The following is a 14,577-nucleotide window of genomic DNA, read 5'->3' as shown; positions in this document are numbered from 1 at the left end:
AATTCTTTAGTCTACCTCTGTATGTAGTAGTCGAACAGATGTTTTGGTGCCTTTGTCCATTTTAATTCAAAATATCTTGTTTCGTAAAGACAAGGAATGAAACGACGAGGGCGCAAGCCCCCCAAATCGCCAGCACAGCCAGCGAAAATCCCAGCGTCATCCCCTCGATCGGAGCCGGTGTCCCCGCCAAATAATTCGTTAAACCGAGATTCACCATAAACAAATATTTGGCGCTGGTCCAGGAGGAAGCCATATTCGTCAAAATATTGCCGGCAATCAGCGTCGCCATCATAATGACAATGCTCGCCGACGTGCTGCGCACCAGCACCGACACCATAAACGCCAAGGCGGCCACCACCACGCTGACAAACCAGATCAGGCCGGCCTGCATGAAAATATACAACCATTGCGGCACTGCATGCACACCCGAAATGTCTACTTCGGCCCCCCGCAGCTGGAATCCTGTAAATACCGGCAGCGCCCATCCGCGGTAACCAAAAAATAACCCTGAAATTAAATAGCATATCAAACAGGTTGATACAATGATCAAGGACACAAACATCATCAGCGTGATGAGCTTGCTTAGCAGGATTTTCCATCGCCTTACCGGCCGAGTAAGCAGCATTTTGACCGTTCCACTCGTCCGTTCCGAAGACACAATATCCGATCCTACGCCCATAATTAACAGCGGAATGAACAGCGTAGCTGCGTTATCCAAGAACTCCCGAGTAAAAGATACGCCGCCCGGTTCTCTGGGATTCACGTCATGCTCCAAATAATATTTCAACTGTTGAATATAAATTTTACGGTATTTCTTCCATTCCTCCGGCACCCGGTCGCTGCCCAGGGAATTCTGATTGTCTGTGATCGCTTGTTGCACTTCCCGGCGCCAGTCCGTCCCGAACTTCTCCCGTTTGTCCTCCGCTTGTCGCAGTTGGGCGTATGCAAACATCGGGACCAGCACGATCAACACGAGCAAGATGACGTAAAAGCGTTTCTTTTTAATCATCTTGATCGTTTCATTTTTTACTAAAGGAAGAATGTTATTCAATGCTTTCACCTTCCGTCATCTCCAGGAACAGCTGCTCGAGCGTCGGATTCACCTTCTGCACGGCCTCTACCCGGATCCCTTCCTGCACCAGACGCTGTACGAGGCCAGGGATCAATTCCGGCTGCATTTGAGTTACGATCGCCTGGCCCTGGATTCCCGCCATAATCGTATCGTCCAGGACGTTTCCGGCTTCGGTTACCACGTTGACCCCGCTTGCCGACCGCAGCAGCCGCTCGCCAGGCTCCCGGGGCTCCAATTCCCAGACCACATAACTTCGATTCGCCTGGATCAGCTCATCGACTTTGCCGACGGCGAGTACACGCCCGCGCCCGATAATCGCCACTCGATCGCACAGCAGTTGAATTTCGCTGAGCAGGTGGCTCGATACAAAAACGGCCATCCCTTCTTCCGCGAGCCGGCGGATGAAGCTGCGCATTTCTTTGATCCCCTTGGGATCCAGACCGTTTGTAGGTTCATCCAGAATCAGAAGCTTCGGCCGGCCCAACAACGCTTGGGCAATACCCAACCGCTGCCGCATGCCCAGCGAATAGGTTTTCACTTTGTCGTCGATCCGGCCCGTTAGCCCAACCATTTGCACAACTTCTTCAATCCGCTTCCCATCGATGCCCGAAATCATGCGGGCGAAATGCTCGAGATTCTCCCGCCCGGTTAAATAGCTGTAAACCTCGGGATTTTCCACGATGGACCCAACGCAGCGCAGCGCCAGCTCCGGTTCCCGTTGTACATTGTATCCGCAAATATGTACTTGGCCTTCGGTTGGCCGAATTAAATCGACGAGCATGCGGATCGTGGTTGTTTTGCCGGCTCCGTTGGGACCAAGGAACCCAAAGATCTCTCCGGCGTACACCTCGAAATTCACTTCATGCACGATCCATTTACGTCCGATTTTCTTTTTGAGCCCCTGCACCCTTAGGACAGGTTGACGCTGCTCAGCGATGATCGGCTGCCGTGCTGCCATGGCGTTCACTCCTTCATTTAGACTCCAGCATTAAACCGTCATTAGCGTGCGATGCTTTGGACCATCCGTTCGGCAATCGCCTGGTAGCCATCTCCGTTCGGATGAAAATGGTCGCTCGACAAATAACGGGACGAGTTATTCGTAAACAAGTCATAGGTTGGCACGACCAAGGTGCCGTCATATTCCCCAAGCGTTTTCATCGCCATCGCGTTCCAGCGCGCTACCGCATCGTTACCGATTTCGCGCATCCCATCAAGATCGCTGAACGGATTATATAAACCCACGTAGACGAGGAGCGCTTGCATGTTGATTTTCTTGATTTGTGCTACGATTTTTTCAAAATCCGCCGAGCTCTTCTCAATCGCCGCTTCGATTTCCGTCTGGGTTGGGACTTGCTGTCCCGAGGTTAACGCCTCCGTGCCGTCAAACAGATCATTTCCCCCAATCGACAACAGGATAATCCCCGACTGCTGCAGGGCATATTTCACACCCGGATCGTCCAGCATCGGCAGCAGTTCCTTCGTTGTCAGACCGTTAATTCCCAAGTTATTGACCAGTTTAGACGTGGCGCCCTCTTTATTAAAGAGATCCACCGTCCGGCGGGCAAATCCGCTGCCTGTATCGTCCCCAGTCCCTTTGGCCAAGGAATCCCCGATGGCCGTCACATCCCAGGCCCCCGCTTTCACGGCGGGTTCCGTTTGGGACGGTGAAACTGTCGAATGGCCAGCGGCTGCCGACGGATCGGCAATATCCGACACCGCATATACGAATCCAGCGAGCAGAATTAAAGTCGATACCAGTGACGCCAATCCCGCCCACCGCCAAATCCGGGACGTCCTGCTCATGTAACCCCTCCTGTTTCCTCGCAGTCCCTCATTTACGCTAATTATGAGTAACTCTCCAACTTATGTAAATAACATAAAACTTCTTGCAAAGAGATGCAAATTTTCTCGAAAAAAGGACTAGCATTTTTAGAACTGTAGAGTTATAATAGTTCTTGTCCTTAAGAAACCTTCACATTAAGGAACCTTACATTAAGGGTTATTAGCTTAGCTGGTAGAGCAGCCGACTCTTAATCGGCAGGTCGCAGGTTCGACCCCTGCATAACCCATTTATAGCATCCTCCACTGCATTGGCAGCTTGGGGGATGTTATTTTTTTGTGTGCTTTCGGCGAAAAAAAGCGCGGGAATCGAGGGGATCGCCTCGTTCTCGCGCTTCATCGGGCTTCATCGCGCTTTGGAACAATAGTTGCTTAAAGATTATCGCCTTAATTGGCTCGAATGACTTTGACGTCGGCCGGAATCACCTTAACGCCTTCGTACAACATAAACCGCCCGTTCTGCCATTCGATCCGCAGCAGCTTGCCGTCGTCTGACTGGTACTGCCACACATGCTGTTCCCCGCCTTGAAGGAACGGCGTCTTGCCAACCACAGACACGTAACCGCCGTACTCTTCCTCCAAATAATACAGCGTTCCGTCAAGATCCATCTGGCCCGGCACCTCGGTCGGATCGTTCAGCCGTCCGTCAATCGGCTGATAGAGATGATACTGCAGCGTCTCACGATCCTCGACCAGCAGATAACGGATCTGACTGCCGTCCTGCAGCGTCAGCATAACCGCGTTACGCCCGCGATTGCCGACCCGGCCGGTCACCTCGTAGGAAATGAGCGATACCTCGCAGATATCGCCCGGGGCCAGCGATAGCATGCTCTTCTCTACGACAGGCGGCGCCGGTTTGGCAAACAAATTGCCGAGTCTTTTCCATACGCTCATATTTGGTCTAGCCTCACTTTAGAATCAAGTCGCTTATTTTTTATCCTCATATAGCTTCATCAGCTCGGCCAATTCTGCTTCCACGGCAGCATCCTTGTTCAGGCTTTCGAACTCTTCATCCAAGGATTTAGCCTTAGAGTTCAGCTCATTGCTGGCTTCGGCTTGGGCTTCCATTTGCAGCATCTTCTCTTCCATCCGCTTCAGGCCGTTTGCCGCGGAATCGGAGTTAAACCCGGACATCGTCTTGTTGATTTCATTTTGCGCTTTAGCTGCATTGTATCTGGCAACCAACGTTTCGCGTTTATTCTTCATTTCCGTCAGCTGTTTGCGCATTTCCTCAAGCTTCGCCCGAAGATTGTCGGCAGCGGCTTTGTTTTGCTCGTAGCTTGCCTTGTATTCCGCCATTTTTGCCTCAGCGGCTTTCTTCTCTTCAAGTGCGCGGCGAGCCAGGTCAACGTTTTGCGCTTGAGCCGCCTGATGCGCCTGCTGGGTACGCCGCTCGACCAACGCTTGCTGCTCTTCATACAAGCCTTTAAACTTCTTCTCAATCGCGATTTGGGCGGCAACCGCCTTCTCCGCATCTTCGAGATCTTCTTGCATATCCCGGATATATTGGTCGGTCAATTTGATCGGATCTTCCGCTTTGTCGATCAAAGCGTTGATATTAGACATGGTCAAATCGCGTAATCTTTTGAAAATGGACATTTGCTTTTCCTCCCGATTAAAATATCAGATTATGCTTATGTTTACGCTGCAAAGTTCGGGAGGTTTCAATAAAATATCTCGGATTAGACGATGAGCATGAAAGATTGATTTAAAGAGCTTTGGTGGCCGCCGGGTGAAATGTTCTTACGATCGCTGTTGCTCGCGGATTTCTTGGATTCAGTAAACTCCAACACTGTAGAAATCCGCTCCCAAAGGCGACCAATGCGTTTCTCCCGCACCTGATCTCTAACGGAACGTAGAGACGTTATTTAAACATTTCCCGGTCATTTCCCGTTCTAACGGAACCAGAAGCCGTTATTCACCTCAAAATGGACCCAATAGAGCCAAATTCACCCGAATAAGGTCTCCTCGTTCCGTTAGAATTCCCAATCATGCACCTAGAGCCAAATAGCGTCTCTCAGTTCCGCTAAAACTCCATTATCCCGTTGAATCACTCTACGTTGGTCCGTCAGCCGACTGCTCAAACACACTTTTCGCTCCCCAGACTCCGCTAAAATACATCAAAGAGCCCGGCTGTCTAGCCGGGCTCTTCCTGCATCCGCCCACATTTCCAGCGTCCTATTGCTTGAAGAAAAAGAATAACGAACCTAAGGGAGTTTACGTCCGCATTTGGGAGCCGCTTGTCTTCCTTCCCTCTCATCGATGGACAAACGGCGGACAAGAGCGGCTCGTGGTCGTTATCCTTTTTCGTGGATCAGCAATAGGATGAAGGGAACTTCCTATTTCCCAATAAACTCCTGCACCCAATACCCATTATAATACCCGACGCCGATCAGCTTGTATTTAGGGTTGAGGATATTCGCCTTATGGCCGGGACTCTCCATCCAATCCTTGACCACTTCCTCAGCGGTGCGTTGCCCTTTGCCGATGTTCTCTCCTGCGTAGATGTAGGTAATGTTGAACGCGTCCATCATGTCGAAGGGAGAGCCGTATTTCGGTGATGTATGGCTGAAATACGCGGTTTTGAACATGTCGATGGCTTTGGTTTTGGCCATTTTGGTCAAATTGGTATGTACGATCAGCGGCTTCAGACCGGCTTTCTTACGCTCCTGGTTGACGAGTTCAACTACCTTGGACGCGTTCTGTGTCTGGATCTTCAGGTAGACCGCTGCAAGCGACTTCGAGGAATTGCTGGCGGCAGCTGCGGCATACGCAGTATCCGTACCGAATCCAGTTCCTCCTTGCCACGTCGTCATAACCAAAACCAAGGCTGCAATCAGCAGCCCGGACAAACCGATTTTGCTCCACTTCTTCATGATGGCTTGCTCCCCCCAGCCGATTTCCTATCGCCGATTCTTGTCTTATGATTCTTGTCACATTTTAACATATTTCGACGGCTTCCGCTTGCGTAAAAAATGGAAAAAAGGACGGCACAAAAGCCGCCCTTCACTTAACCCTAAAAGACCTTATTTCTTGCTTGCGTATTTCCGCATATCGAACGCTACCGCAGCAACGATGATTGCACCTTTGATGATTTGTTGCCAGTAAGGACCTACGCCTACGAACGTCAAGCCATAGTTGATGACCGTAAAGATCAGCACGCCAGCCATAATGCCTGGAACCGTACCAATCCCGCCGGTGGTGGATACGCCCCCCACGACGCAGGCTGCGATCGCATCAAGCTCGTACATGTTCCCGTAGTTGTTCGTAGCACCGCCGGTTCTGGCTGCTTCCAGCACACCAGCCAAGCCGTAAAGCGCCCCGGCGATCGAGTAGATCATAATCAAGTTTTTGGAGACGTTAATCCCCGATACTTTCGCAGCTTGCTGGTTGCCGCCGATGGCGTACATATTTTTGCCAAGCCGGGTTTTATTGAACATGACCCAAACGATCGCACAAACGACAATCGCAATAATGACGATATATGGAATCGAGAAGCTCCAGTTACTGAACAATGAACCTGAACCTAACGTTGTAAAGTCGTCGCGCAATCCGCCGATCGGCTGGGATTGGTTCGGCTCCGTATCGAAATATAGGGAGTTGATCCCGTAGATGGCAACCATGGTGCCCAGTGTAGCGATAAACGGCGGAACCTTAAACTTGGATACGATAATCCCGTTGATCAGACCAAAGATCAGACCTACAACAATTGCGATCAAAATCGGTACAAACAACGGAAGCTCCGGCAGGTTCGGGAAAAAGCGACGGGCATAATCGACCTCTTGCAGCATGGAGGCAGAGACGACAGCCGTCAATCCGACCATCCGGCCCGCGGACAAGTCGGTACCGCCGGTAATGAGGATAAACGCAACCCCAAGGGCGATGATAACCCGGGTGGACGATTGGATCAAAATATCGCGAAACGTATTTAGTCCGATAAAGCTTGGATCATAAGCGGCGATGCCGATAAGCAGCACGGCCAAAACGATATAAATGGCATTTTCGGTCACAAAGCTCTGAATTTTCTTTGTATTCATGATTTTCTCCTCCTTCAAATCCTTAGTGCTGGGCTGCCAGACGCATAATTTCTTCTTCCGTAGCCTTATCTCCATCCAATATTCCCGTCAGACGGCCTTCGGACATTACCATGACACGGTCGGACATCCCAAGCAGTTCAGGCATCTCGGATGAAATCATGATGATGCTCTTGCCTTGCTGTGCCAAATCCGCAATAATGGAATAAATTTCGTATTTTGCCCCGACGTCGATCCCGCGCGTCGGTTCGTCCAGCAGTAAAATTTCCGGGTTAGTGAGCAACCAACGGGCCAGCAACACCTTTTGCTGATTCCCGCCCGAAAGGTTCATGATCAGCGTTTTAGGCGACGGTGTTTTCGTCCGCAGCTTCTCAACCATTTGATTGGCTTCAGCCTTTTTCTTCCGCTCATTCAGCAGGCCAAAAGGCGTCACATAACGGTCAATGTTGGCAATGGCCGCATTTTCATGAACAGACAATACCGGGAAAATACCGGTTGTCCGGCGTTCCTCCGTCAATAGCGCCAATCCGTATTTTTTGGCTTCACTGGCGCTGCGGATCTTCACCTCTTTGCCGTGAATCGAGATGGTGCCGGACTGAATTTCACGAAGGCCAAACAACGCTTCGATTAACTCGGTGCGCTGCGCCCCAACCAGACCGCCTACGCCAAGGATCTCCCCTTTGCGCAATTCGAACGATACATCTTTAAAAGATTTTGGATCGACGGACGTCAGATGCTCTACCTTCATAATGACGCCGTTTGGCTTGTTGTGGCGATCCGGGAATCGCTGCGTGAGATCGCGCCCAACCATCTTGGAAATAATGAGGTCGGTCGTCATCTCCGACGCTGGCCACGTCCCAATCTTCTTGCCGTCACGCATGATCGTTACATCGTCGGAGATCCGCAAAATCTCCTCCATCTTGTGCGAGATATAGATGATCGACACCCCGCGCTTCTTCAAGTCGTTGATGATCCGGAATAGATGCTCAACCTCTACGCTTGTCAAGGAAGAGGTAGGTTCGTCCATCACGATAATCCGCGAGTTAAACGATACCGCCTTCGCGATCTCGATCGACTGGATTTTGGAAACGGACAGCTTGCCGACAATCGTATCCGGATCCAAATCAATATCTAATTGTTTAAACAGCTCTTCCGTATCCTGATACATCTTCTTATGGTCGACGAATTGGAAGGGTCCCCATCCTTTCATCGGGAAACGTCCGAGCCAGATATTTTCCATCACATTGCGGAAAGGTACCGGATGCAGCTCTTGGTGAATCATCGAGACCCCAAGCTTCAGCGCATCGCTGGAATTGTTGATTTCCGCTTTTTGACCATTCAAATAAATTTCACCGCTGTCCGGCTTATAAATCCCGAACAGACATTTCATCAGCGTGGATTTGCCGGCCCCATTCTCGCCCATCAGCGCATGAACGGTACCCGGTCGAACCTGCAGTGTTACGCCATCCAGCGCTTTAACGCCGGGAAATTCCTTGGTAATGCCCTTCATTTCGAGCATATATTCAGACATGGTTTTCGCCCCCTGATCATTTCTTCCGCTTTAGAGGCACAGCATCGTTTCCTCCTGTGTTCCTATCCCCTGTGAAAAAACAGGAGGTCCGTACCTTTCGGCATCGAACCTCCCATGTTGTTCTAGCGAATATGAGAAGTCCTGCTGATTGACCTGCTCGCCGTACTCTTATTTGAATTCAGCAGCGTTTTCCTTCGTTACTTTTTGGTATGGAATCCACACATATTGATTGTCGGTGATATCAAAACCTACGTTGTCTTTGCTGATCGCTTCGCCTTTGGCCAGCAAGGAAGCCAGGATAACCGCTGCTTTCCCTTGGTTCTCCGCATCGTTCAGAACCGTACCCAGCAATGTACCTTGTTCAAGCGCTTGCAGGGCTGGTGCCGTTGCGTCAACGCCTACAACCGGCATGTATTTGTCACCCGTGAAGTAACCAGCAGCTTTCAGAGCTTCGATCGCGCCGAGTGCCATGTCATCGTTGTTCGCAAGTACGGCTTCAATTTTATCGCCATTTGCGGCCAGGAAGGCTGCCATTTTCTCTTGGCCTTTTACGCGGTCCCACATGGCTGTGTCTTCAGCAACTTTTTCGACCTTAATGCCGGCATCTTCAATCGCTTGGACCGAATATTGCGTACGCAGCTCAGCATCTTGGTGTCCAGGTTCGCCCTTCAGCATAACGTATTGCAGCACGCCGTCACCATTCTTATCTGCTTCCGGATGAGCTTTCCAGTAGTCCACGATGATTTGACCGGACAGTGTACCGGATTCTTCAGCTCTCGCACCAACGTAGTAAACTTTATCCCATTTCTTCATATCTTCCGGCAACGGTTCGCGGTTCAAGAATACAACCGGTGTGTCCTTCGCTTTAGCTTTGTCGATAATGACGCCTGCTGCCGTCCGGTCAACCGGGTTAACAATCAGCGCATTCGTCTTCTTCGTCAAGAACAAGTCGATTTTATCGTTTTGCGTAGGCTGGGAGTTTTGGCTGTCAACGATGTCCACTTTCGCGATCCCGTCAGCATTTTTCTCGATCGAGTTACGAACGCCTGTCATAAACGTATCGTCAAATTTGTAAATCGCCACACCTACGTTTGGAGTAGAACCCCCATTTCCTCCGCTGCTCTCTTTATCGCTGCTGTTGGAGCATCCGACCATCGTCGCTCCCAGCATGGCTGCAGCCAGCATGACCGTTGTAAGCTTCTTCATATTTTTTGACCTCCTGAAAGTGTATTTCTAAGTGATATCCTCTTGGATACGTTTTCATTATGCATGGTTTCGGGCACCTTGCGAATCCAAAATTCTAAGATTTTTCTATCAAAATTCTGATGATGTCGAATTAAATATCTAAATCCTTATATCGATAGTCGCAAAAAAACATCAAACAGCAAGCGCCCCGGATTCCCGGTAACCACTTGCTGTTTGCTCGTCCCAGCTTCAACTCTAGAACAACTTGGCTACGCCAACCGTCCACTTCACTCATTTCACGAACGGAAACAGAAGCTTCTGGTTTTCAGGCCACAGCATATTATTCAGGTCGATCAGCTTCGTATCCGTTGGGATTCGATCCTCAAGCTTCTCGCCGCGGGCCGCCTGGACAGCGGCAGCAACCGCCATGTACCCGTTGTTGAACGGGTTCTGTACGACCATCGCCTGCACCTTTTCCTCCTGCAGGAGTTCAAGCATCTCCGGCGGATTATCGAAGGCGATCATCTTCACCTTGCCGCCGTATCCAAGCTCGTCGACGGCCCGGCCTGCGCCAATCGAAGATTCGGCGCTTAGTGAAACGATGCCGTTCAGATTCGGGAACCGCTTCAGCATATCCGCCGTCAGCTTGTAGGCGAGATACTCGTCCGACCCGCAATACTGAATATCGACGACATGGACATCGGGAAAGCGTGCGACGTAATCAAGGAAGCCTTCCTCACGCTGGTTGGCGTTACGGGCGCCTTTCACAAAATTAATAATCCCGATTTCGCTCACAGGCCCGGTGAGATCGACCAAGCGTTCGGCCGCTTTCTGGCCGGCCTCGTAATTGTTTGTCCCCACGAACGTCTTTACCTTGGTGGAAGCGACCTCCGAATCCATTGAAATGACCGGGATGTCGTAATAGGATGTCCGGTCCGTCACCTGCCCCAGCGCTTCATAGTCGGAAGCCGCCAGGATGATGGCGTCCGGACGCCGCTCAATCGCCTCTTCCATCAGGCGAATTTGGCCTTCGACATCGTTTTCGTTCTCCGGGGCGACAAAATTCAACCGGACATTAAACTCCTTGGCCGCGACCTCCGCCCCCAGCTTGGTCGTTTTCCAATAATCGCCGCGATCCATCTTGACGATCATGTCCACGTCGTAAATTTGCTGATGATCCGCCCCGCTCCCGGGACCTCCGCAGGAGGACAGCAAAGTGATCAGCGCTCCTGCCATCAACAGAATGCCAGCTCGATAGATGCACTTCGGCAACCGCTTCATGACTGCATCCCGCCTTGTTCCAGACTTTCCGGCTGTACAGCCGGGATCGTAATCGTGACCGTCGTGCCTTCCTCCGGTTCACTTTCGAAATGAAGCCCGTAACCAGGGCCGTAATAGAGCGTGATGCGTTCCTGCACGTTTCGTACCCCCACCCCTGAGCCGCTTTCGCTGCGGATGTTTCCACTGAACAGCTTCTCCACCGTATCGGGAGACATGCCGATGCCGTTGTCACGGATCCGGAAGATCAGGTTTTCTCCTTCCAAACGGGCCTCGATGTCAATGAATCCTTGCTCGGCCGATTTTTCGATCCCGTGATGGATGGCATTTTCGACAAGCGGCTGCAAGATCAGCTTTAAGGTCGAGCATTTCAACGCAGCTTCATCCGCCCGTATCTCATACCGGAACTTGTTCTTGAACCGGATCGTTTGAATGATCAAATAATGCCGCACATGCTCCAACTCGTCCTGCACGCTGATGATATGTTTCCCCTGGCTCAAGCTGATCCGGAAAAACCGCGACAAGGACGTAATCGTCGTCACGACCTCCTCGTTCCGTCCCAGCTCGGCCAGCCGGGTGACCGAATTTAACGTGTTATAGAGAAAATGTGGGTTGATTTGCGACTGCAGCACATCCAGCTCACTCTTGCGTTTGGCTTCCTGCTCCTGGATGATCTGATCCATCAGCTCGCGGATCCGGCGCAGCATCAAGTTAAACCGTTTGGACAGCTGCTCCACCTCATAAGCGCCACTAACATAGACATTTGTTCCGAAGTCTCCGCGTTCCACCATTTGAACCGAGCGTTCAAGCTTGCGAATCGGCTGCGAGATCCGGGCCGAAACATAAATGCTGATGAACAGAATGATGGCGATGGCCAGAGGTAAAAACCAGGACAAAAAGTCGCCAACTTCCCGTTTCGTCGTCAAAAATTCATCCGCATAAGCCACCCCAACGATTTTCCAGCCAGCCGGCTTTACGGTCTGAATTGTAATGATCCGCGGCTCCCCTTCCAACTCATCGTAATAACGGCCATACGAATAATTCAGCACCGGCTCCAGATTTTCATATTTCAACCCGGCATAAATGAGCTGTTGCTGCGGATGGTATACGATATTTCCCACGGCGTCTATGATGTACACGTACCCTTTTTTGCCTAAGCTGATCCGCCCGCTAAGTTCGTCGATGGTACGGAAGTTGATATCAATCACCAATACGCCTTGCTTCATCTGGCCTTGATCCCGGTAGTCCACGGTTTTGCTCATGGATACGACCCAGCGGTACTGCCATTTGAACAGGTTCTGAATATGCGGCGGAGTAAATTGCAGCTTCCCGGGATTCTGAACCGCAGATTCGAACCATAATTGCTCCTGCAGCCGTGTGTTTTGCCGCATCGGAAGCGTCGGCACGTTGCGCACCAGCTTCCCATCCTCGGTAAACAGCGCCATGGAGACCAGATCTTCGCGAGTACTGAGTACGGTCTGCAACTGTTCTCCAAGCTGATCGTTGGTGGGCAAGTTGGGGGAAACGAAGATTTTTTGCTCCACGAGGTCAAAAATATCCTGCATCCCGCTGACATACAGCTCCAGGTTGGAATGAACCTGTTCAATAATTTGCTCCAGGCTTAAGTAAACGTTCTCTTCCGCAACCTTAGAGAAGCGGTTGTATAGCAACGTCGTGACTAATACAACCGCCAATACGGTAACGGTAATCGAAGATAGAGAAATAAGCACCTGAATATTACGAACATGAAACCCTTGAAACAGACGCGTGAACGAACGCCACAACTTCATGAGCTTCTCGCTCCGATACGATATTCTTTCGGGGAGATGCCGAATTTTTTGCGGAAGCAGAAGCTGAAATAGTTCGGATCGGCAAACCCCACGCGCTCGGCGATCTCAAAAGCCTTCAGATCCGTCGTTGCCAGCAGGTCCTGCGCGGCATCCATCCGTACGCCCATCAGGTAATTGACAAAGGTCGTCTTCGTTTCTTTCTTGAAAATGTTACTGAAATACCCGGTACTGATATGGAGATGCTGACATACCTTAGCGATGGAAATATCATGGTCACCGTAATGCGCCAAAATATATTCCTTCGCCTCGTCCACCAGCTTGTTGTAGCTGGACTGCCTGTCCGTGGCGATGGATTGCTTCAGCTTCATGCATATATCCAGGAACCAGGCTTTTGCTTCATCGGCATGCGAAAATTTGACGAACTGTCCGAGAAATCCAGCCCCATCTCCAAACAATTTGTCGAGGTCAACACGGATGTCCTTGGCGACCTTGATCACTGCGGTCAACAACTCCAGCAAATACACTTGGAAGTCTTGATACGATGCTTTGCTGTCCGTTAATGCCTTGAACAGTTCCTCCAGAAGATTAACCAGCTCCTGGTCACTGCCAACCTTCAAGCAACGGACCAGCTCTTTCTCCTTCATCTCATCCAACGACAACGGGTCCGTTTGCCGCGATTCCACGTCCTCAATCCAAATCACTTTGTTTCCCCCGAGAATGACGCGGTAATCGAGTGCCTTCACCGCCTCTTCATAGGAGCCGGCAAGCTCGCTTAATTGCCCCACCTCAGAACCGGCGCCAATCGTCACCGTCAGCTTGAGGAAGCGCTCCACGCTAAAACGGATTTCTTCCAATAATTGCAGCGTTTGATCCGCAAGCGGTTTGTCCGCACCGGGTTCCCCTACGCTGAGCACCACCACCTCGTCATGATGGATGAATGCCCTGCCTTTCGGATGGAGCCGGACGATTTCCTCCGCAATGTTAAAGACAGCAAAAAGCTGCAGTTGGGTGTCATTCGTATCTTTCAGAGACAACGCTGTACCGTTACCGGGTTCGTGGCTTCCGTCTGATCCCCGCCAAGCTGGCGCGGAATCGATGCGGATCGCAGAAACCATGTATCGATCCCCGCTGAGGTCTAGATCATAATGCTCACATTTCTCACGAATTTCCGCTTCTTGCAGCCGCCGGGATACGAGTGAAGACAAAAATAGACTTTGCAGGATCGGCAGATTTTTACGGTAGTGCTCGGTCAGCAGCTGCACATTTTCCTTCGCAGCCACTTCCTCGTCGAGCTGCAGCTTCACCTTACGTAAAATTTCGGCCAATTCTCCTGCCGAAAACGGTTTCAAAACATATTCATCGATTCCCAGTCGGATGGCCTTCTGTGCATATTCAAATTCCTCGTATCCGGTTAATATGATGATCTTCGTTGCCGGATACCGTTCACGGATCCACTCGGAGAGCTGCAATCCGTTCATAAACGGCATTTGAATATCCGTCACCACAACGTCCGGCGCATGCTTCTCCACGAGCTCAACCGCTTCCTTGCCGTTCTCCGCCGTCTCTAGGACGACGTAACCGAGACCTTCCCAATCGATTAGGCCTAATAGGCCTTCCCGCACATCTTCTTCATCATCGGCTAAGATCAATTTATACATCGATGGACCATCCTCTTCCATGCCCTGATTTCCCCCCGATTTTAACGTATCGGTCCGCAAAAGTAAATTACGGATCACACGGAGCGGCTAGAAGGAACCAAGACCTTAGTCTAGTTTGTTTTCCGCCTTCGGTCCGTTTTGGGATTCCCATAATCCAAGTACCATGTTAATATTCAATGGAACTATCATC

12 protein-coding genes and 1 tRNA gene are annotated in these 14,577 nt (G+C 50.8%); 1 reads left to right on the top strand and 12 read right to left on the bottom strand.

What is annotated here, in order from left to right:
- Positions 1-61: 61 nt before the first annotated feature.
- From M3G15_RS09725 to M3G15_RS09715, 3 genes are read right to left on the bottom strand one after another with little or no spacing between them, the layout of a single operon-like run.
- The gene (locus M3G15_RS09725; protein WP_036645926.1) at positions 62-1,051 is read right to left on the bottom strand and encodes an ABC transporter permease; all 990 of its coding nucleotides are present in this window, start codon (positions 1,049-1,051) and stop codon (positions 62-64) included.
- Positions 1,044-2,030 (bottom strand): ABC transporter ATP-binding protein, encoded by a 987-nt coding sequence (locus M3G15_RS09720; RefSeq protein ID WP_009225952.1) that lies wholly within the window; start codon positions 2,028-2,030, stop codon positions 1,044-1,046. Before M3G15_RS09720 ends, M3G15_RS09725 begins: the two co-directional genes overlap by 8 nt.
- A 41-nt stretch (positions 2,031-2,071) precedes the next feature.
- Positions 2,072-2,875 (bottom strand): GDSL-type esterase/lipase family protein, encoded by an 804-nt coding sequence (locus M3G15_RS09715; protein WP_260070755.1) that lies wholly within the window; start codon positions 2,873-2,875, stop codon positions 2,072-2,074.
- 193 nt (positions 2,876-3,068) lie between these two features.
- On the opposite strand from M3G15_RS09715, the gene M3G15_RS09710 reads away from it, so the two are divergent.
- Positions 3,069-3,141: transfer RNA gene (locus M3G15_RS09710), tRNA-Lys, on the top strand.
- A 157-nt stretch (positions 3,142-3,298) separates the two neighbouring features.
- Here M3G15_RS09710 and M3G15_RS09705 read toward each other — a convergent pair.
- The 9 genes from M3G15_RS09705 to M3G15_RS09665 form a co-directional block, all read right to left on the bottom strand.
- On the bottom strand, positions 3,299-3,805 hold the full coding sequence (locus M3G15_RS09705; protein WP_009225950.1) for a DUF4178 domain-containing protein: 507 nt from the start codon (positions 3,803-3,805) through the stop codon (positions 3,299-3,301).
- Positions 3,806-3,838: 33 nt separating this feature from the next.
- Positions 3,839-4,510: a PspA/IM30 family protein gene (locus M3G15_RS09700; RefSeq protein WP_260070754.1), complete on the bottom strand. Its 672-nt coding sequence runs from the start codon at positions 4,508-4,510 to the stop codon at positions 3,839-3,841.
- A 740-nt stretch (positions 4,511-5,250) separates the two neighbouring features.
- Positions 5,251-5,787 carry a CAP domain-containing protein gene (locus M3G15_RS09695; protein ID WP_009225948.1) on the bottom strand — a complete coding sequence of 179 codons (537 nt, stop codon included), beginning with the start codon at positions 5,785-5,787 and terminating at the stop codon, positions 5,251-5,253.
- A 150-nt stretch (positions 5,788-5,937) separates the two neighbouring features.
- Entirely contained in the window at positions 5,938-6,948 is a 1,011-nt protein-coding gene (mglC, locus tag M3G15_RS09690; protein WP_036645890.1) for a galactose/methyl galactoside ABC transporter permease MglC, read from the bottom strand.
- Between the two features lie 22 nt (positions 6,949-6,970).
- On the bottom strand, positions 6,971-8,476 hold the full coding sequence (locus M3G15_RS09685; protein WP_009225946.1) for a sugar ABC transporter ATP-binding protein: 1,506 nt from the start codon (positions 8,474-8,476) through the stop codon (positions 6,971-6,973).
- A 168-nt stretch (positions 8,477-8,644) separates the two neighbouring features.
- A complete protein-coding gene (locus M3G15_RS09680; RefSeq protein ID WP_009225945.1) occupies positions 8,645-9,682 on the bottom strand; it encodes a galactose ABC transporter substrate-binding protein in 1,038 nt (345 codons plus the stop codon).
- 270 nt (positions 9,683-9,952) lie between these two features.
- Positions 9,953-10,942 (bottom strand): substrate-binding domain-containing protein, encoded by a 990-nt coding sequence (locus M3G15_RS09675; protein WP_009225944.1) that lies wholly within the window; start codon positions 10,940-10,942, stop codon positions 9,953-9,955.
- Positions 10,939-12,729, bottom strand: a complete 1,791-nt coding sequence (locus tag M3G15_RS09670) for a sensor histidine kinase (RefSeq protein WP_260070752.1) — start codon at positions 12,727-12,729, stop codon at positions 10,939-10,941. The genes M3G15_RS09675 and M3G15_RS09670 overlap by 4 nt, the downstream gene beginning before the upstream one ends.
- Positions 12,726-14,387 carry a response regulator gene (locus M3G15_RS09665; protein ID WP_260070751.1) on the bottom strand — a complete coding sequence of 554 codons (1,662 nt, stop codon included), beginning with the start codon at positions 14,385-14,387 and terminating at the stop codon, positions 12,726-12,728. Before M3G15_RS09665 ends, M3G15_RS09670 begins: the two co-directional genes overlap by 4 nt.
- Between the last annotated feature and the right edge of the window lie 190 nt (positions 14,388-14,577).

This window comes from Paenibacillus sp. p3-SID1389 (assembly GCF_025151705.1).
GTDB lineage: Bacteria > Bacillota > Bacilli > Paenibacillales > Paenibacillaceae > Fontibacillus > Fontibacillus phoenicis.
Note: the sequence above shows the minus strand (reverse complement) of the source record. Positions and strands in the feature narration are given on the sequence as shown.